Consider the following 19800-nt stretch of genomic DNA (forward strand, 5'->3'; position numbering starts at 1 on the left):
TCATCCGTCCGAGAGCGCCCCGGCGACAAGGCCGACCGCCCGGTCGATCTCCTCCTCGGTCACGTACAGGCTCGGCATAAAGCGGATGACGTCCTGGCCGGCCGGTACGACGAGCAGCCCGCGATCGTGCAGCTTCCCGATGACGGGGGCCGCCGGACCGGCGCATTCGATGCCGATCAGCAGCCCCAATCCGCGCACGTCGCGTACGGCGGGGCAAGCCGCCAGCCGTTTCCTCAGCTCGCGCAGCGCATACGCCCCCATCCGCTCCGCCCGCTCGGGCAGCCGTTCCCCGAGCAGCGTCTCCACGGTCGCCAGTCCGGCGGCCGCGGCCAGCGGAGCACCGCCGAACGTCGAAGCGTGACTGCCCGCGGAGAACGCGTCGCGAAGCTTGCTCTTCCCCATCATGGCGCCGATCGGGAAGCCGCCGGCCAATCCTTTGGCCAGCGTGACGATATCCGGCTCGATGCCGTAATGCTCGTAGGCGAACAGCTTGCCCGTCCGTCCCATCCCCGTCTGCACCTCGTCGACGATGAGCAGTACGCCCCGACGCTCGCACAGCTCCGCCAGACGGACCGCGAACTCGCGATCCGCAGGGCGTACGCCGCTCTCTCCCTGCACCAGCTCCAGCATGACGGCCGCCGTGCGATCGGTCATTTTCTCCTCCACATCGTCCAAATCGTTGTACTTCGCATACGCGAACCCTTCCGGCAGCGGGTAAAAGCCGTCCTTCACCTTGTCCTGCCCCGTCGCGGTCAACGTCGCGATCGTCCGGCCGTGGAACGACTTCTCGAACGTCACGATCTCGAACCTGCCGTTGCCGAGCACCCGCTGATGGTACCGGCGGGCGCACTTGATCGCCGCCTCGTTCGCCTCCGCCCCGCTGTTGCAAAAGAACACGAGATCCGTGCAGCTGTGGTCGGTCAATAGCTTGGCCAGCTTCTCCTGATCCGGTATCCGAAACAAATTCGAGACGTGCCACAGCCGCCCGAGCTGCTCGGCGACACGCGCCGCCACGTTTCCGGGCGCATGGCCGAGATTGCATACCGCGAGACCCGACATGAAGTCGAGATACTCCTTGCCGTCCTCGTCCCATAACCGGCTCCCTTCGCCCCGCACCAGCGCGATCGGATATTTCGCGTAGGTCGGGAACAGCGAAGAGCCGTATTCCTCCTCAAGCTTCATCGTCGTCACTCCCCGAATACTCGTTTGGTATGAAGAAGCGCCTCGACCAATCGGTCGACGTCTTCCTCCGTGTTGTACAGGCCGAAGCTGGCGCGGGCCGTGGCGCTCGTGCCGAAATGGTCCATGAGCGGGCTGCAGCAATGATGGCCGGCCCGGATCGCCACGCCGTATACGTCCAGCACGGACGAAACGTCGTGCGGATGGATTCGCGCCAAATTGAACGTCACGAGCCCCCACCGGTCTACCTCCGGACCGTATATCGTCAGCCCATCGATCTCTTTCAATCGCTCCGTCGCGTAACGGGTCAGCTTCCGATCGTGCTCGGCGACGGCGTCCCGTCCGATCCGCTCGAGAAAATCGATCGCCGCCCCGAGTCCGACCGCTCCCGCCACGTTTGGCGTTCCGGCCTCGAACGTCCACGGCGCCTCCCGCCACGTCGAGTCGCGCAGGCCGACCCGGTCGATCATTTGTCCGCCGTATTCGACGGGCTCGATCCGCTCGAGCTGCTCCCGCCTTCCGTACAGCACGCCGATTCCGGTCGGCCCGTACATTTTGTGACCCGAAAACGCGTAAAAATCGCAATCCAGCTCCCGGACGTCGACCGGCATATGAGATACGGCCTGCGCGCCGTCGACGAATACGACCGCGCCGACCCTCCGGGCGATCGCCGCAAGCTCCCTTACCGGGTTGGCGACGCCGAGCACGTTCGAGACGTGGGATACCGCGACCAGCTTCGTCCGGCTCGTAATCGTCTCCTCCGCGTCCTCGAGCGTAAACGTTCCGTCCGGCTGCAGCGGAATGTACGACAGCGTCGCGCCGGTCGCCTTCGCGGCCTGCTGCCACGGCAGCAAATTGCCGTGGTGCTCCATCGCCGAGACGACGATGTCGTCCCCGGCACCGAGCTTCGCCCGCGCGTAGCCGGTCGCGACGAGATTGATCGCCGACGTCACGCCGCGGGTGAAGACGATGTCGCGCTCCGAGCCGGCGCCGACGAACCGGGCGACTTGGGCTCTGACGGTTTCGTACGCGTCCGTCGCCCGTTGGCCGAGCGTATGTCCCGAGCGGTGGACGTTCGCGTTATCCCATTCGTAATACCGTCTGACCGCCTCGACGACCGGCGTCGGCTTCTGGGCCGTCGCGGCGTGGTCCAAATAGACGAGCGGACGGCCGTTCACCCGCTGGTCGAGAATCGGAAACAAACGGCGTATGTCGGAAATCCGGTCGCTCATCCCCGTGTCCCCCCTTGGATCGTCTGCAAAGCGTCCGCCTGCGCCCGAATCGTCGCCTCGATCTCGTCTTCGGCATGGGCGGCGGAGACGAACATCGCCTCGAACGGCGTCGGCGGCGTCAAAACGCCGAGCTCCAGCAGCTTCGCATAATACGGCCGGAACGCCTGCATATCGGACGATTGAACCGTTTCGAAATCGACGACCTCGCGTTCCGTGAAATACGCGCACAGCATCGAGCCTACGCGGTTTACCCGCAGCGGGACGCCCGCTCTCTCCGCGTTGCGCGCAAACCCTTCCTCGAGCCGGGCCGCCCGGCGCTCCAGCATGTCGTACACGCCGGGCTCCGCCAGCAGCTGCAGCGTCATGAAGCCGGCCGCCATGGCAAGCGGGTTGCCGGACAGCGTTCCGGCCTGATAGATCGGGCCGGACGGGGCGACCAGCTCCATGATGTCGCGCCTGCCGCCGTAAGCGCCGACCGGCAGACCGCCGCCGATGATTTTGCCGAAGCAGGTCAAGTCCGGCGTTACTCCGTACAAGCCTTGAGCGCCGCGGAAGCCGACCCGGAAGCCGGTCATCACCTCGTCGAAGACGAGTAGGCTGCCGTACCGGCTCGTCAAGCTTCTGAGCCCTTCGAGAAAGCCCGGCTGCGGCGGGACGACGCCCATATTGCCGGCGACCGGCTCGACAATGACGGCGGCGATCCTCTCGCCGAACCGCTCGAACGCGTGACGCGCCTCGTCCAGCCGGTTGTACGGTACCGTCACGGTTTGGGCCGCCACGCTCTCCGGCACGCCGATACTGTCCGGCAAGCCCAAGGTGGCGATGCCGGAGCCGGAACGGCTGAGCAAATCGTCGGCGTGACCGTGGTAGCCGCCTTCGAACTTGAGGACGAGAGGCCGGCCCGTATACCCTCTCGCGAGACGGAGGGCGCTCATGACCGCCTCGGTGCCGGAGTTGACCATCCGCACCATCTCGACGGACGGCACCCTTTCGCAGATGAGGCGGGCCAGCCCGGTCTCCGTCAGCGTCGTCAAGCCGAAGCTCGTGCCCGTGCCCGCCGCCTTTCGCACCGCTTCGACGACCGAGGGGTGGGCGTGTCCCAAGATGAGCGGCCCCCACGAGCCGATGTAGTCGATGTACTCGTTGCCGTCGATGTCCCACAGCCGCGCTCCTTTCGCGCATGCGGCCATAACCGGCGTCAATCCGACGGAGCCGAACGCGCGGACCGGGCTGTTGACGCCGCCGGGAATGAACCGCTTCGCTTCGTCGAACGCCATTCGCGTAACCTTTTCTCTTCTGCCCGCGTTCCTGATCATGGCCGTCTCCTCCTTCGCTTGTTCGATCCTTCATGAGATGGCTTTCGCTTCGACGACGACTTTGACGTGGCGCAGCGACAAATCCTCGGGCCCCTTCACGGGAAGACCGACCGCCAGATGATCGAGAATATACCGGATATGCTGCGGCCCGATCACTTCCCCGGGAAGCAGAACCGGGATGCCCGGCGGGTACACGTAGACGGATTCCGCCATGATGCGTCCGGCGGACCGGTCGAACGGGACGAGCTCGGTGTCGCTGTAAAAGGCGTCCCGGGGCGACAGCGTCAGCTGCGGAATGTCCGGCAGCGCCGCCTCCGTCGGTTCGGCGGCCCCTTGTCCGCGATGCGCTTCCGCAAGTTCCGCCAGCGCCTCCAGCAGGCAATCCACCGTTTCTTGCGAGTCGCCGGGCGTGACAAGGCACAAAATGTTGTACAAGTCGCTCAGCTCCACCTCGATATTGCGCCGGATTCTCAGCCATACCTCCGCGTCGTAGCCGGTAATGCCGAGTCCGCGCACGTGCACCGTCACCTTCGTCGGGTCGAAATCGTAGGCGGCCTCGGTCCACAGCAGCTCCCGGCCGAACGAGGAAAGACCCGGCAGCTCGTTGATGCGCCGCCTGGCGTATTCGGCGAGCCGGATCGCCTTTTCCGCCATCTCGCTCCCTCGGAGCGCCAGCTGCTTGCGGGCCGTGTCCAAGGACGCGAGCAAAATGTAGGAGGTCGACGTCGTCGTCAGCATGCTGAACATCGTCTGCACCGCTTTCGGCTCGACGAGGCCTTTCCGGACAAGAAGAATCGAGCTTTGCGTCAATGAGCCGCCGAGCTTGTGCATGCTTGTCGCCGCCATATCCGCCCCCGCCTGCATCGACGACATCGGCAGCTTGTCGTGGAAGTGAAGCAGCGCCCCGTGGGCTTCGTCGACGAGGACGGGGATGCCGTAGCCGTGCGCCAAATCGACGATCGCCTTCAAATTCGTGCAGACGCCGAAATACGTCGGGTTGATGACCAGCACCGCTTTCGCGTCCGGATGACGCTCGAGCGCCTTCTTCACGGCCCGTACGGATACCCCGTGATCGATGCCGAGCGTCCGGTCTCGCTCCGGCGTAACGAAGACGGGCTTCGCGCCGGAAAAAATAAGCGCCGACAATATCGATTTATGCAAATTGCGCGGCACGACGATCTTGTCCCCGGGCCGGCAGACGGACATGATCATCGTCATGATCGCCCCGCTCGTCCCCTGTACCGAGAATACGGCGCCGTCCGCGCCGAAGGCGTGCGCCGCCAGACGCTGGGCTTCCCCGATGACGCCGGTAGGCTGGTGCAAGTCGTCGAGCGGCGCGATGTTGATCAGATCGATGGACAAGGCGTTGCCGCCGAGGAACGATTTGAACGTTTCCTCCATCCCTTCCCCTTTTTTGTGGCCGGGGATATGGAACGGAATCGGACTTTTGTCCGCATGCTCGAGCAATGCCGAGAACAATGGCGTACGATGATGATCCATAGAGGTCGGTCCATTCCCTTCGAACGAAGTTTCCGTATTCCGGTTCAGTATAGAACGGGACCGACGATCGTTCAATACGATTGTTTGACTCGTTTCGATAGGAACAACCTATTGATACTGGAGAGAAAAAGCGCAGGGATGGAAGCCGCCTGCGAACCCGTCGACGCCGCCATGGCGCCCGGCTATCGCTCAAGCTTGCTTGGAGGGGGTATGGTCGGGGCATTCTTTCAAGGAAGCTTCATGGGTCAAATACGTATGGACGAGCTCGCAGTAATGGGGAGCGGCCGCGTCCCCGGCGTTCGGACGGAAATGGACGCAGCCGTAGCAGGGCTCCGCCGCGAACAGGTAGCCGCTTCGCTGCAAGGCGGCGACGATGGCGCCAAGCCCCAGCTCGAAATGCGCCAGCGCGTCGTCCGAGATCGGCCGCAGCGCGTCCTCCAGCGCACGCCCCCACCGTTCGACATTCGAAGCCGTCCGTCGGCCCTCCTCGGTCAAGCCGAGCAGCGTGACCCGGCGGTCGTCCGCCTTGGGCGTTTTGACGATGAGCCCCTTCCGGACGAGCCCGTTCGCCGTTTTTACGGCGGTGACGTGCGTCGTTCCGAGCGCGTGGGCCAAGTTGCCCACCGTCGCCGCATCCCCGCGCGTATGGAAGGCGAACAGAAGCGTCTGAATTTGGACGGGAGACAAGCCGAGCGCGTCGCTTTCCGCTTGCGTCATTTTTTTGATTGCTTGCGAAAGCCGGAACAGCGACATGCCGACACGGGCGGATCGATCGTCCTTCCGCGACCGGGCATCGAATATCATGCGGGACCGCACCTTCCATTCGTTTTTTTCCCATTGTACATGGAAACCGGGACGGAAAAAAGCGAACGACGCGGCCTACGCCAAAAAAGCTCCCGAAGGAGCTTGACCGGCGGCGATAGCGCCCGCGTCCGAGGAGGGAGCCGATCGGAAGCGACTCCCTCGCGCGAATCCGCTTCGATTATCCGTTCTTGACGTCATCCAGGCTCGCGCCGAAGTTGATATGGTAGACGCTTCCGTTGATTACGAGAGCGGGAACCGACTTGACGCCGGCTTTCTCGGCTTCCTCGATCCGGTTGCGGGCGGTGCCGAGATGGACGACCTCGGTTTGGACTTTGGAAGCGTCCAAGTAGGACAGCACCGTTTGTTCGGCGTCGACGCATACGGGGCATCCCGCGTGATAAAATACCGCTTTAGACATGAGAACCAGCTCCTTCGACTATTTATGTAGCATTGCTACAATTCGAGTATAGCCGCTGATTCCTTATCCGATCAATTGCGAATCCGTTATCGTAACGATAGGCGAAACCGATCGTTTCGCGTCGCGGATCGATCGCGAGACGGCTCCTGTACGTCTCGCGTCCTCGTCTGCGCCCCGCGCATTCCCTACCGTCACCCGCAAGCCCACGTGCCGCCTCGCCTCGGGTCCGCCGCGCCGCTTACTTTTCCCGTCTCGTACGACAGCGAAAGCCCGTGCACCCCGCCGTAAAACATCGGGTCCGGATTGTGCTCCACCCGGTAGCCCAGACGGACCAGCTCCTCCTCCGTTCGCTCGGGCAGCGGATGCTCGGCCGTGACGACTCCTTCGTCGATGAAAAAGCGCGAATTCGCCACGGCCTCCTCGATTCCGTAGTCCCGCTGCGTCATGTTGGACAAAATGGTCGCCAGCGTCAGCGGAATCCGCTTGCCTCCGGCGGAGCCGATGACGATCGCCCGCCCGGCGTTCCGCAAAATCGTCGGACAGACGTAGCTTTGCGGCCGTTTGCCCGGCTGCGGGCGGTTCGGCGATTGCGGGTCGGAGGTGAAGTTGCGCAGCTGGTTGTTCAGGAAAAAACCGCCCGCCGCGAGTCCCGGCCCGAAAAAGCCGCCGATCGTATTCGTCGCCGAGACGAGGTTGCCTTCCCCGTCGACGACGGCGAAATGGGTCGTGTTGGCCACGTCCGCCGGAGCGGCCTCGCCGGTAATCCGCGCATCCGGCCGGATCCGCTCCGCCAGCCGGTCCGCCAGCTCCCGGCTGACGAGAGCATCCGCGGACGGGGCGCCGAACGCGGGATCGCCCATCGTCGTCTTGCGCATCGAATAGCAAAAGCCGATCGCTTCTCCCCACAGATGGAGATACGCCGACGATCGTTCCGGGTACCGGCTCAAGCCGAGCGCCTCGCTCAGCCGGAGCGCTTGGAGCAGCGTCGCGCCGCCGAACGGGGGCGGCGAGGTGAGGACGTCGTAGCCGCCGAACTCGCTATGAATCGGCTCCCTCCATTTCACCTCGTAGCTCCGGAAATCGTCCGCGTCCATGCCTTCGATCATGCCGGCTATCGCCGACGCGAGCTCGCCTTCGTACAGCCAGGCGGAGCCACGGTCCTGCAAGGCGCGAAGCGTGGCGGCCAGCTCGGGCTGGACGAGAACGTCGCCGACGCGAAGCGCCTCACCGTCGCGATAAAAATTAGGAAACCGGTCGCGCTCCAGGTGCCGGGCTTGCATCAGCTGCCGGTGCAGCGCTTCGCCGACCTTGATTCCGGCTTCGGCCGCTTCCGCGGCCGGCTCGATCAACCGCCGCAGCTCCCGCGTGCCGAACGCCGCATGCAGCTTCTCCATCCCTTTCACGAAGCCGGGCACGCCCGTTTCGTGCGCCGAAACGACGCCGGAGCGCGGCGCAACCTCGCGGTAATCGACGACGACGGGGGCGCGGCCGTCCGCCGGCGCGACCAGCATGACGCCTCCCCCGCCGATCCCCGATGCGTACGGCTCCGCGACGCCCAGCATGTAGGAGACGGCGATCGCCGCGTCGACCGCGCTGCCGCCCGTCTCGAGCACGTCCATGCCGGCTCGCACCGCCAGCGGATGCGCCGCGCTTACGCCGTAGCCGATCCGTTTAGCCAATCGTCGCCACCCCTTTCGACGCTTCTTCCAGCGGATAATGGCAGGCGACCTGCCGGTCGGGCCCTCCCGCGACGGTCTTCAAAACCGGCGTCTCGCTCCGGCACCGATGCTGCGCATACGGACAGCGCGTATGGAACGGGCAGCCGGCGGGCGGGTCGAGCGGGTTCGGCGTCTCGCCGGTCAGCGCGTTGCGGCCTTCCCCTCTCCGTTCCGGGCTCGACACCGGAATCGAAGCGATCAGCCCTTCCGTGTACGGATGCAGCGGATGCCGCAGCAGCCGCTCCTTGTCCGCGATTTCGACGACCCGGCCCATGTACATGACGGCGATCCGGTCGCTCATATACGCGACGGCCGGCAAGCCGTGCGCGATGAAGACGTACGTCAGCCCGTACCGCTTTTGCAGGACGGACAGCAAATTCAAGATTTGCGCTTGAATGGAGACGTCGAGCGCCGACACCGGCTCGTCGCAGACGATGAGCTTCGGCTTCACCGCCAGCGCCCGCCCGATCCCGATCCGCTGCCGTTGGCCGCCGCTGAATTGGTGCGGGTACCGGTCCGCATACTCCGGCGGCAAGCCGACCGCTTCCAATATCGCGTGCACCTGATCGGCCAAGCTTTTGCCGTTTTCGTCCGGATGCGTTCGCAGCGGCTCGGCGATCAGATCGAATACTTTCATGCGGGGATTGAGCGACGAGAACGGGTCCTGAAAAATCATTTGGATATGTTTGCGCTTGCGGCGCAGCTGTTCCTTCGACAGCGTGCTGAGATCGACGCCGTCGAATTCGATCCGGCCTTCCGTCGGCTCCGTCAAATGCATGATCATATGGCCGAGCGTCGACTTCCCGCAGCCGGATTCGCCGACGATGCCGAGCGTCTCTCCCTCGTAGACGGTCAAATCGACCCCGTCCACGGCGCGGAGCACCTTCCTCCGGCTTTTCCGCCAGCCTCCGCCGATTGCGTAATGCTTGCTCAGCCGCTCGATTTTCAACATGACGTTTCGATTGTCGTACGATTGCAATTCGTCGCACCCTCCCCTCTCTACGAACCGGCCGCCGCGGCTTCCCGTTCGGCCAGCAGGCATCGGGCCAAATGACCGGGACCGATCTCATTCAATTCCGGCCGCTTCGTCCGGCAGTCGTCGGTCGCATAAGCGCAGCGCGGATGGAACCGGCATCCCGGCGGCAGGAAGAGCGGATTCGGCACCGAGCCATCGATCGATTCCAGAGTGTCCGGCTGGCCGAACAATTGCGGGGTGCTTTTGAGCAGCCCCTGCGTGTACGGATGCTTCGGGGAGCGGAACAGCGTGAAGACGTCGCATTGCTCGACGATTTGACCGGCGTACATGACGGCGACCCGGTCGGCGAGCTCCGCGACGACGCCGAGATCGTGGGTGATGAGCAGAATCGAGCCTCCCTCGGAGCGGATCAAGTCCTTCATCAGCCGGATGACCTGGGCTTGAATCGAGACGTCCAGCGCGGTCGTAGGCTCGTCCGCGATCAGTACGCTCGGCTTGCAGGCGATCGCCATCGCGATCATCGCCCGCTGCCGCATCCCGCCGCTGAGCTCGTGCGGATACGCCTCGTAGACGCTCTCCGGACGCGGAATCATCACCTTTTTCAGCAAGGACAGCGTCTCCCGCTTCGCCTCCTCCTTGCTCATCGCGGTATGCGTCAGCAGCATTTCTTCAATTTGGCGGCCGATGCGAAAGACCGGATTCAACGCGGTCAGCGGCTCCTGGAAAATCATCGCGATATCGCGGCCCCGGATTCGGCGCATCCGCTCGGCGTCAAGCTGCAGCAAGTTTTCGCCCCGAAACCGGATCTCCCCCTGCACGATGCGGCCCGGAGGCTCGATCAAGCCCATGATCGACAGCGTCGTGACGCTTTTCCCCGAACCGGACTCGCCGACGATGCCGAGCGTCTCCCCCTCCCGCAAGTCGAACGATACGCCGTCCACGGAAGGAACGACGCCGTTATCGGTAAAAAAACTCGTGCTCAGCCCGCTCACTTCCAACACCGGTCGTGCCATACAACGTCACCTCCAGCAGCATCTCTACAACTCTTTCGTGCGCGGATCGAGCAGATCCCGCAGCCAGTCCCCGACGAAGATGACGCCGAGCGTCGTTATCGTGATCGCCAAGCCGGGGAACGTCGCCATCCACCAGCTGTCGGACAAATATTCCCGGCCGGCGCTCAGCATTCCGCCCCAGGAAACGGTCGGCGGCTGAATGCCCAAGCCGAGAAAGCTTAACGAGCTTTCCGCGATGATCGTGGTCGCCATGCTGAGCGTGGAGACGACGATGAACGAGGACGTCACGTTCGGCAGCAAATGCCGCACCATGATCGTCGCGTCCCGGACGCCGATCGATTTCGCCGCCCGGACGAACTCGCGCTCTTTCAGGCTGAGCACCTCGGCCCGGATAATCCGGGCGTATACGACCCAGTTCGTGACGCCGAGTACGACGATCAGCGTCGTCATGCCCGGTCCGGTCACTTTCAAAATGACAAGCGTGAACAAAATGTTCGGAATGGCGAGAAACGAATCGACCAGCCGCATGAAGGCGTTGTCGATCCATCCCCCGTAAAAGCTGGAGACGAGTCCGATCGCAAGTCCGATCGTTCCCGCCAGTACGACCGACAGCAGTCCGACCACGAGCGATACTTGCGACCCGTATAGGATGCGGCTCAGCATATCCCGCCCCAAATTGTCCGTACCGAGCAGGTACTTCGATGTTCCTCCCTCGGCCCAGGCGGGCGGAACGAGCATATCCGCCACGTTTTGCTGCACCGGATCGTGCGGGGCGAGCAGCGGCGCGAAAATCGCCGTAACGGATACGACGAGCAAAATGACGACGCCGGTCGTCCCGGTTTTGCTTTTCAGGAGCAGCCGCAGCCATTTGGGCAGCTTTCCCGCTCCGCCGCTTCCGGCGCGGTCCAGCACGCGGCCGTTCATCGCTGTAGATGGCGTGTTCGATGTCATGCGCCCGCCTCCTTATTTGTATTTGATGCGCGGGTCGAGCAGGCCGCTCAACAAATCCGCGAGCAAATTCATCAGGATGACCATGATCGCGATGACGAAGATCGCCGCCTGGACGACCGCCATGTCCCGGGCGTTGATCGACTGGACGAGCAGCTGGCCGAGTCCCGGCCACGCGAAAATCATTTCCGTGACGAGCGCCCCGCCCACGACCGAGCCGGTCTGGATCATGACGATCGTGACGACCGGGATCATCGCGTTGCGGAGGGCGTGCTTGTAGACGACGATCCGCCGCTTCAGCCCTTTGCTCTTCGCGGTTCGGATATAGTCCTGATTCAGCGCCTCGAGCAGGCTCGATCGGGTCAGCCGCGCGATGTAGGCGGCGATCGACGTGCCGAGCGTAATGGCCGGCAGCACGAGATGGGCGAGCGTGCCGCTGCCGGATACCGGAAACCAGAGCAGATGGACGCTGAAGACGAGGCTCAGCATGATGCCGATCCAGAAGTTCGGCATCGCCTTGCCGAGCACCGTGCCGGTCGTCACGAACAGCTCCAGTGCGGAGTTTTTGCGGGTCGCGGACACAATCCCGAGCGGCACCGCGACGACGATCGCCACCAGCATCGAGGCGGCCGCGAGCGTCAGCGTCGCCGGAAGCCTCTCCAGCACGAGCGGCAGCGCCTGCTCCTTGTACCGGAACGATTCGCCGAAATCGCCCTGCAGCACGTTCAGCAGAAATGTGCCGAACTGGACGTAGAACGGCTTATCGAGCCGGAGCGCCTCGCGCAGCGCGTTCACCTCCTCCTCCGTCGCATCCTCGGGAAGCATGAGGAACACCGGATCCCCGGACACGTACAGCAGGACGAAGACGATGGAAATAATGAGGAACAGAACCGGAATCATTTGCAGCAGCCGCCGGACGGCATATTGTCTCAACCGCTCTCACCCCCGTTGGTCGAAGGAGGGGCCGAAGCCCCCGTCGTTATTTCTTCGTTATCTCATACGCCTTGATCAGTTCGTCCAGTCTCGGTGAAAACTGGACGCTTTTGCTGACGCCGTACGTGTTTTTCTCCAAGTAAACATAAATTTGCATAAATTCCTGCGCGATGATCTCCTGCGCCCGCTCGTGCTGCTTCTTCCGCTCTTCCTCGTTCATATTGACCGAAGCTTTCTTGAGCAACTCCTCCAGCTCGGCGTTGGGCAGCCCGACCGCGCTCATCGACCTGCTGGACGTCAGCATCTCGCTGACGAGAATATGCGCGTCGTAGAACGAGTTGGCGAGCCATACCATGTGCAGGTCGCCGACCTTTTTGGCGTTGCGCAGCTCCAGGTAGCTGTTCCACTCCATCAGCTCCAGCTTCACCTTGATGCCGACGTTCGCGAGCATTCCCACGATCATCTCCGCCACTTCTTTATCCTTCGCGTAGCGGCCGTTCGACGACTGCATCGTCAGCTCCAGCCCGTTCTCGTACCCGGCCTCCTTCAGCAGCTGCTTCGCGCGTTCCGCGTCGTACAGGCTCGTACGGAACAGCTTGGCGTTCGAGCCGAAGTTGCCCTCGGTCACCCGCGTGCGCGTCTCGGTCGCTTCGCCGCCAAGCAGCTTCTCGATGATCAGCTTCTTGTCGATCGCCAGCTCGATCGCTTCGCGCACCCGTTTGTCCTTCGTCGGCCGGTTGCCGCTCGCATTCGGCACGAGAATGGCGACGCGCTGCGAGTTCGAGGAGACGATCGTCGTCTTGTCGTTGTTTTTCACCCGGTTCCACTCGTTGCTCGTCACGTTCGGGATGAGATCGACGCCGCCGGTCAGCAGCTCTCCCGTACGGGTCGAGCTTTCCGGTATGATCCGGTAGGTGACCTTGCTCCAGTCCTTCGCCGGCCCTTCGAAATAGCCGTCGAACGGCTCGAAGGCGATATGGCTTCCTTTTTTCCATTCAAGAAACCGATAAGGCCCCGTACCGGCCGGATGCTCAAGAAAATACGGCATTCCTTTATCCGCGATATATTTACTCGGGTAGATACCGGCTCCGGTTCGGGCCAAAATGCTGAGCAGGAGCGGGTCCGGCGCATTCGTCACGATTTGCAGCGAATGGGGCGACAACACCTTCACTTCTTTGATCGTCTTGAAGGTCGCGTTCTCGGTCAACGATTTGTCCTTGGCCGCGCGCTCCAGCGTGAACTTGACGTCCTCCGCCGTCAGCTCGTCGCCGGTATGAAACTTGACGCCCTTCTTCAGGACGAATTCCCACGTCGTATCGTCGACCTTCTTGTAGGACTCCGCCAAATCGGGAACGATCTCGCCTTTGGCGTTGCGCTTGAACAGCCCGTTGAACATGTTGTTCACCGCGAACAGCGTCACATGGTCCCCGTGTCCGTAAATGTCCATCGAATTGATCTCGGTCGGCAAAGCGACCGTAAGCGGCCGTTTCCCGTCTCCGTTCGTGCTCCCCTTCGAATCCGGGCCGCATCCCGCCGTGAAGACGGCCAATGCCGTTACGAGCACCCCTGCGATCCGCCTAAAACGCATGTACCGGACCCCTCCTTTTTCCCGCATGTTTTACGTGACGCAAGCTTGAACGAACGCCTCGAACAATTGCCGCGACGGCCGGTCGCCCGCACCGGTCATATTCTCGGGATGCCATTGGACGCCGAGGGCGAACCGGTGCCGTCCGCTCTCGATCGCCTCCGCGATGCCGTCGCCGGATGCGGCCGTAATGACGAACCCGTCCCCCGGCTTGCGCACCGCTTGATGATGGAAGCTGTTCACCTTCAGCCGTCGCTCCCCGACGATGCGGTAAAGCAGCGACCGCTCCTCGATGTCGACGAAATGGGTCGCATGCCCGCGAGGCGACTTCTGGTAATGCTGCAGCAGCGTCCGGCCGGCTTGGGCGTGTATGTCCTGGAACATGTCGCCGTTCGCCGCCACGTTCAACAGTTGGCAGCCCCGGCATATGCCGAATATCGGCTTGTCGAGCGCCAGGAAGCGGCGGACGATCGCCAGCTCGAACCGGTCGCGCTCCGGGCATACTTCCCCGAGAGCCGGATGCGGCTCCTCGCCGTACAGTGTCGGGTCGACATCCCCGCCGCCGGTGACGAGCAATCCGTCGAGCGTCGCGGCCAGCCGTTCGAGAGCGCTTTCATCGGTGACGCTGGGCAAGACGACCGGAACGCCGCCCGCTTGAATGACGGAACGGGCGTTGTCCATGCCTGTCGTGACCGTTTTGCCTTCCTTGATCGATGAGGTGACGCCGATGATCGGTTTCAATTTTCCATTCCCCTTTTCCGTGACGTTTCCGCCCGCATTCGCGCCTCGCCGCCGTCCGGACTGACGGGCGGCGGCAAGATGCCGCGCGCGTCTTCAGCTTACGTTTCGCGTCAAGCAGATGTCCGCCATCGTCAGCAGTCCGCTGCCGCCGAACGTATAGAGCGTCTTCGCGGTGTTCACGACCACGTTGACCGTAGCCGTATCCCCGAAAATGCCGCTCGGGATGACGAATTCCACGTCGCCGAGATCTTTCGTCTCGAGCACGATGCGGTCCTCCTGCTTGACGCCGACCGACATTACGAGATCGAGCTCGATCGGGATCGCCTCCCGCGTCGTCCCTCTCGCCACCTGATGCAGACCGCTGACCTCGTCCTTTTTCAGCAACCCGACGGCCAGCTCCGCTTCCTCGCGTGCGATGATCGGCTCGATGCTGTTCTGCACGTCCGTCAGCGACAGGTTGAGACCGTACGCGATGAGCCGCAAGGACTCCTCCAGCCCGACATGTCCGATCCGGTCGTTACTCGCCAGCTCGCGGAACGTCTCGGGCGTCATGCCGATGCCGACCTTCTTCTGCAGCGGGACCCGCCGCTTCGAAACGTCCACCTTGCGGGAGACGCGGATGCCGGTAATGTTCTGCGTGACGGACGTGGCGAACAGCGTTAGCGCGTCCATGACGAAGCCCGGATTGACCCCCGTCCCGATGACGAACTGCTGCTTCTCCCGGGCGTATTGATCGATTTGCTTCGATAGCTCCGGGTACCGGTCCCAGGGATAAGACAGCTGCTCGCAGGTGGAGATGACCGAATAGCCGTGATCAAGCAGCCGGCGAATTTGCGGCCATACGCTTTCCAGGTTCGACCCCGTCGCGTGAAGCGCCAGCTTCCGGCCCGTCCAGGCCGCGTCCCGCACGTCGTCGAGGCTGCCGGATACGGCGACCCCGATCGGACCCGTACCGGCGAGCTCCCCCGCATCCTTGCCGATTTTGTCCGGATCGATGTCCACCGCGCCGATGAGCCGGAAGCTCGGGCTTTGCATGCAGCTCTGCATGATTTTGACGCCGATGGGTCCGAGCCCGTACGACAAAACGTTGATTCTCCCTGCTACCATATTCGAGTTCCCCTCTCTGTTCCGATTCCTCCTCACTGTACCATCGTTGATTTTTTAATAGAAATAGGTAGTTTTTATAAATTTATAATCAGAGGTTATAGATTCGCTCGTCTGTAAGCGGATTCAATTGCACGTACTGCTTGAACTCCTCCAGCACCCGCAGCGCGTCGTCGGCGATCAGCGGCACGTGCATCGCGTTCCATACGACGGATATCGAGCTGTACAGCGACATGTTCTTGATGCTCACGCCCTTCACCTTGTAGGTCCCCAGCAGCTGAAGCATGTCCTGCGGCATGAGCGTAATGCCGATATCGCTCGCGATCAGGTTGGCCATCGTCAAAATTTCCGGTCCCGCGCCGATCGTCTTCGGGATGAAGCCGGCCGTCAGACAGGCGTGCTCGAGCAAATAATAGAGCGACGGGGAATGCTTCGGGTCGTAGTGCAGGTAGGTCTCGTGCTTCATGTCCTGAAGCTCGACATAGGGCTGTCCGGCCGCCGGATGGTCGGCGGACAGCGCGACCTGCAGCGGATACCGGTAAAACTCCATCCACTGGAGCGGCTTCTGGATCGATTGCTTGATGTCGATCGGGGTGCGCACGAAGGCGAGATGGTATTCGCTTTTCTCCACGAGCTCGATGCCGTTCGCGGACGTCGTCTCTTTGATGTAAAACTCGATGTTCGAATGCTTCTCCCTCAGCTTCTTGATCAAATACGGAACCATGTTGCTGGCGGCGGAAGGGACGGTCGCGATCCGGATAATCGACTGCGGGACGGCTCCCTTCGCTTTCAGCTCGCCGATCGTGCCCTCGATGTTCTCGAAGGACGGGAGCAGGTGCCTGTACAAATATTCCCCTTCTTCCGTCAGCGTCACGTTGCGGGTGGACCGGTACACGAGCTGGATGCCGAGCTCTCGTTCCAGCGCGCTGATTTGCTGGCTCAGACCGGGCTGCGAGATGTGCAGCTTTTGGGCCGCCTGACTGAAGTTCAAACAATGGGCCAATTCCAGAAAATAACGCAAGGACAAATAGTTCGTGATCATGCATGCATCTCCCATACCGGTCGGCTATTCCGAAATTATACCATTACATCGAAAGAGAGAGAACCCATCATTTGGAGCCGATTCGGAGAAAAACGCCGGCAAAAGCGAAGAAGTCCGCCAGCGCAACTGGCGGACTCCCCGCGAAACTCCGGATCCAACGAGCCGTTTACGGAACGTACTCGCTGTCCACCATGGCGCTTCCTCCGCCCCGTCGCACCTGCTCGGAGACGGCGCGCACTTGGCCGTTCGGCAAAAACTCGATCGCGTTGACCGCGCCGATGCCGTAGCTCAAGCCGGTCACGTCGAAGCGCTGCCCTCTTGCCCGCAGCTGGTCATATTCCGGCGTCGTCAAAAACTCGGGCTCGATCAGCGTATGGCCGACCGCGCTCGAATTGCCCTGCGACAGCCTCGGCGCCGTGACGGCTTGCGGCAGCGTCATGCCGAAGTCCAAGTAATTGACGAGCGTCTGCAGCACGGTCGTGATGATCGTGCTTCCTCCCGGCGAGCCGAGCGCCAAAACCGGCTCCCCGTCCTTCATGACGATCGTCGGCGACATGCTGCTGAGCGGCCGCATGCCGGGACGCGGCCCGTCCGGGTGGCCGGGCGGGTTGCTCGAAGGCACGCGCGGCGCCAATTCGTCGTTGAGCAGGATGCCGTACCCGGGCACGACCATGCCGTTGCCGCCGATCGAATTGAGCGTGTGCGTGTACGCGACGATGTTCCCGTCCTCGTCGGCGACCGTCAAATGAATGGTCGATTGGCGCGTCTTCAGCACGTCCAAATCGTACACCTGCATGTCGTCCACGTCGAACGTACCGCCCGTTCCGGTCGGGCTTCCCGTCGATTCGACGGCGACCAGCTTGAACGTGCCGGGTGCGGTCACGTCCGCATTCGACCGTTCGTGCAGCCAATCGATCGGCTCCGGCGTCCCGTCCTCCCAGACGCGTACCTTGATCCCTTCCCCTTCGACGCGGAAGCGGAGCCACTGCCAGTTCGTCGTGCGGGGATGGTCGATTTCCGCGAGCGCGAACGCCCCGTTGCTGTTGCGCGTTCTTAAAATGCGCAGCTTGTCGGAGCCCGACTTGACCTCGAGCCCGTACCCGTTGTGAGGCGCGGCGAGCGAGTTCCAGCCGTCGGAGCGGAGCCAGAACCGCAAGTTGCGGTCGCCGCCGAGCTCGTTGATCCGGAACTTCACCAGAAGCTCGCTGTCGTAAAGCGAAGGCATGTTCGCTTGGGCGCGCGCGTAGGAGAACTGGTTGCGTTCCAGGGCGATATGGCCGCTCTCGTCGTTCACCGCGATGCTGGAGCCGACGCCCGGGTTGCTCGCACCGCGGCCGAATTGGGTCGTGAAGCCGCCCGTCGAATCCCAGCTGGCGCCGTCGGCGACACCCGTGAAGTCGGCCCGGAACGCGGCGGGATTCAGCTCGGCGACGACGATATCGTCGACTTGGAAGCTGCCGCCTGTTCCGGCGGAGCCGGTCAGCTCGATTCCGGCGAGCATCAGCTTGCCTTTGCCGACGACCGAATCGTCTTCGATTTCAAAGCTCCAGTCCTGTCTCGGCTCATGCTCGCCGTCCTTCCATAGCCGCACCTTCAGTTGATCTCCCTCGACACGGAACCGGAGCCACTGCCAGTCGGTCGTTCGCGCATGGTTAAACGTCCCGAGGCCGAATACGCCGTTGCTCTGCCGCGTACGGATGAACCGGACCGTATCGTCGGCCGTATTCAGCTCGAAGCCGTAGCCGTTGTGCGGCGACGTCGAGCCGTTCCAGCCGTCGGCCCGAAGCCAGAACCGCAAGTTGCGGTCGCCGGTCAGCGCATCCATCTTGAACCGGACGAGCAGCTCGCTGTCGCTCACGGGCGCCATGGTCGACTCGGCGCGCGCGTACGCGTTCAGCCCCGAATCGATATGCAGCTTCCCGGCTTCGTTCTGTACTTGAATCGTGCTCGAGGCGTTGCGCGTCTGCGTCGCGAACTTCGCCGGATCCCATCCGGAGCCGTTGGCGCCGCCCGCGAAATCGTAAGCAAGCGCGACTTTGCCGGCCGCGTGAAGCGGCTTGGCCTTGAGGCTCGGATTCGCGTCGTACGGCCACGGATCGCCGGCCGGCACGACGCCTTCCGAGGCGCGGTCGTCGATATATTGCCGGATATGCTCCGCGTACTCTTCGTTCAACAAGCCGGCGACGGGCATCGCGCCCGAATACGTCGACGGGTCGCCCAAATAGGTGCGGTCCGCAAAGGCGCGCCGGGAAGCTTCCAAGTAATAGTGCAGCGCCTCTTCGCGGGGCAGGTTCGCCATATCGTAGCCTTCCAAAATGTTCAGCGCCTCGCCGACCGTCGTGCCGCCCGACGACGACGGAGCGGGTCCGTAAATGTCGTATCCTCTGTATTGAACCTTCACCGGATCCGTCGTTCGCACCGTGTAATTTTGCAAGTCGGCGAGACTCATGCTGCCCGGCAGGACGAGATTCGGCGGGTTCGCCACCGTCGGAGGGCTGTAGACCGCATCGACGATCGCCTGGCCGATCGGTCCGTTGTAGAACGCGCTGCTGCCCTGCTGCGCGATGAGCCGGTACGTGTCGGCCAAATCTTCGTTTTTCATCAGCGTCCCCGCGGGAGGAACGCTGCCGTCCGGGTTCAGGAACAGATCGATCGTGCTCTGGTAGTTGCGAAAGCGCGGGGCGTTCTCGGTCAATTCGCGGATGAAGTTATGATCGGCATAAAAACCGTTTTCGGCCGCATCGATGGCCGGCTGGAGAATGGTGGCGAGCGATAGTCCCGTACCGTACTGCTGTAGCGCCGTCTCCCAAGCTTTCACGACGCCCGGCACCCCTACCGAGATCCCGCTGATTTCGCGGATGTCGTCGTCATATTCCTTCCCGTTCGCGTCCAGAAACGAATGGGGACCGAACGTTCCGGCCGCGGCGCTGCGGTGGTCGAGCACGACGAACCGGTTCTGGTCCTTCAAGTAAATGTGCATGTACCCGCCCCCGCCGATGCCGCCGGAGAACGGGCGGACCACCCCTTGCACGGCCGACGCCGCGATTGCCGCTTCGACGGCGTTGCCGCCGGCCCGCATGATGTCCATCGCCGCTTTCGTCGCAAGCGGATGCTCGGTCGCCGCGGCGCCCCCCGTGCCGGTTACGTTCCACTCCTGCTCATACCAGGGCAGACGGTCCGCTTGGACCGCGACCGGCGCCTGGACGAGCAGCGCCGCCGCCAGCAGCGCGCCGGCCGCCGCGCGCGCCTTCCTCTTCTTCAACATCAACAACCTCCTCCTCTCGAATAGGT

General features: G+C 62.9%; 16 protein-coding genes. All 16 read right to left on the reverse strand.

Annotation, left to right across the window (positions count from 1 at the left end):
- Positions 1–1182 (reverse strand): aspartate aminotransferase family protein, encoded by a 1182-nt coding sequence (locus DLM86_RS07735; RefSeq protein WP_110839761.1) that lies wholly within the window; start codon positions 1180–1182, stop codon positions 1–3.
- Between the two features lie 5 nt (positions 1183–1187).
- Complete coding sequence (locus DLM86_RS07740) at positions 1188–2411, reverse strand: cysteine desulfurase (RefSeq protein ID WP_110839413.1); 1224 nt, start codon at positions 2409–2411, stop codon at positions 1188–1190.
- Entirely contained in the window at positions 2408–3727 is a 1320-nt protein-coding gene (gene hemL / locus DLM86_RS07745) for a glutamate-1-semialdehyde 2,1-aminomutase (RefSeq protein WP_110839414.1), read from the reverse strand. Before hemL ends, DLM86_RS07740 begins: the two co-directional genes overlap by 4 nt.
- Before the next feature lie 30 nt (positions 3728–3757).
- Positions 3758–5227, reverse strand: a complete 1470-nt coding sequence (locus DLM86_RS07750; protein WP_110839415.1) for an aminotransferase class I/II-fold pyridoxal phosphate-dependent enzyme — start codon at positions 5225–5227, stop codon at positions 3758–3760.
- A gap of 189 nt (positions 5228–5416) precedes the next feature.
- A complete protein-coding gene (locus tag DLM86_RS07755) occupies positions 5417–6031 on the reverse strand; it encodes a MarR family winged helix-turn-helix transcriptional regulator (RefSeq protein ID WP_110839416.1) in 615 nt (204 codons plus the stop codon).
- A gap of 178 nt (positions 6032–6209) precedes the next feature.
- Positions 6210–6449, reverse strand: coding sequence for a thioredoxin family protein (locus DLM86_RS07760; protein WP_110839417.1), 240 nt, complete (start codon positions 6447–6449; stop codon positions 6210–6212).
- 191 nt (positions 6450–6640) lie between these two features.
- Positions 6641–8128: a gamma-glutamyltransferase family protein gene (locus DLM86_RS07765; protein ID WP_110839418.1), complete on the reverse strand. Its 1488-nt coding sequence runs from the start codon at positions 8126–8128 to the stop codon at positions 6641–6643.
- Complete coding sequence (locus DLM86_RS07770; RefSeq protein WP_245954473.1) at positions 8121–9119, reverse strand: ABC transporter ATP-binding protein; 999 nt, start codon at positions 9117–9119, stop codon at positions 8121–8123. The genes DLM86_RS07765 and DLM86_RS07770 overlap by 8 nt, the downstream gene beginning before the upstream one ends.
- Positions 9120–9166: 47 nt before the next feature.
- Positions 9167–10156, reverse strand: coding sequence for an ABC transporter ATP-binding protein (locus DLM86_RS07775; protein ID WP_110839420.1), 990 nt, complete (start codon positions 10154–10156; stop codon positions 9167–9169).
- Positions 10157–10180: 24 nt separating this feature from the next.
- Positions 10181–11080: an ABC transporter permease gene (locus DLM86_RS07780; RefSeq protein ID WP_245954475.1), complete on the reverse strand. Its 900-nt coding sequence runs from the start codon at positions 11078–11080 to the stop codon at positions 10181–10183.
- Between the two features lie 39 nt (positions 11081–11119).
- On the reverse strand, positions 11120–12037 hold the full coding sequence (locus DLM86_RS07785) for an ABC transporter permease (RefSeq protein ID WP_110839422.1): 918 nt from the start codon (positions 12035–12037) through the stop codon (positions 11120–11122).
- Between the two features lie 46 nt (positions 12038–12083).
- Positions 12084–13625: an ABC transporter substrate-binding protein gene (locus DLM86_RS07790; protein WP_245954408.1), complete on the reverse strand. Its 1542-nt coding sequence runs from the start codon at positions 13623–13625 to the stop codon at positions 12084–12086.
- Positions 13626–13655: 30 nt separating this feature from the next.
- A complete protein-coding gene (locus tag DLM86_RS07795) occupies positions 13656–14363 on the reverse strand; it encodes a gamma-glutamyl-gamma-aminobutyrate hydrolase family protein (RefSeq protein ID WP_110839423.1) in 708 nt (235 codons plus the stop codon).
- Positions 14364–14456: 93 nt separating this feature from the next.
- Positions 14457–15470, reverse strand: a complete 1014-nt coding sequence (locus tag DLM86_RS07800; protein WP_110839424.1) for an NAD(P)H-dependent amine dehydrogenase family protein — start codon at positions 15468–15470, stop codon at positions 14457–14459.
- An 88-nt stretch (positions 15471–15558) separates the two neighbouring features.
- Positions 15559–16509 (reverse strand): LysR family transcriptional regulator, encoded by a 951-nt coding sequence (locus DLM86_RS07805; RefSeq protein WP_110839425.1) that lies wholly within the window; start codon positions 16507–16509, stop codon positions 15559–15561.
- A gap of 166 nt (positions 16510–16675) precedes the next feature.
- The gene (locus DLM86_RS07810; RefSeq protein ID WP_110839426.1) at positions 16676–19774 is read right to left on the reverse strand and encodes a gamma-glutamyltransferase; all 3099 of its coding nucleotides are present in this window, start codon (positions 19772–19774) and stop codon (positions 16676–16678) included.
- Positions 19775–19800: the final 26 nt, after the last annotated feature.

Origin of the sequence: Paenibacillus flagellatus, from assembly GCF_003217775.1 — a bacterium.
Lineage (GTDB): Bacteria > Bacillota > Bacilli > Paenibacillales > NBRC-103111 > Paenibacillus_AB > Paenibacillus_AB flagellatus.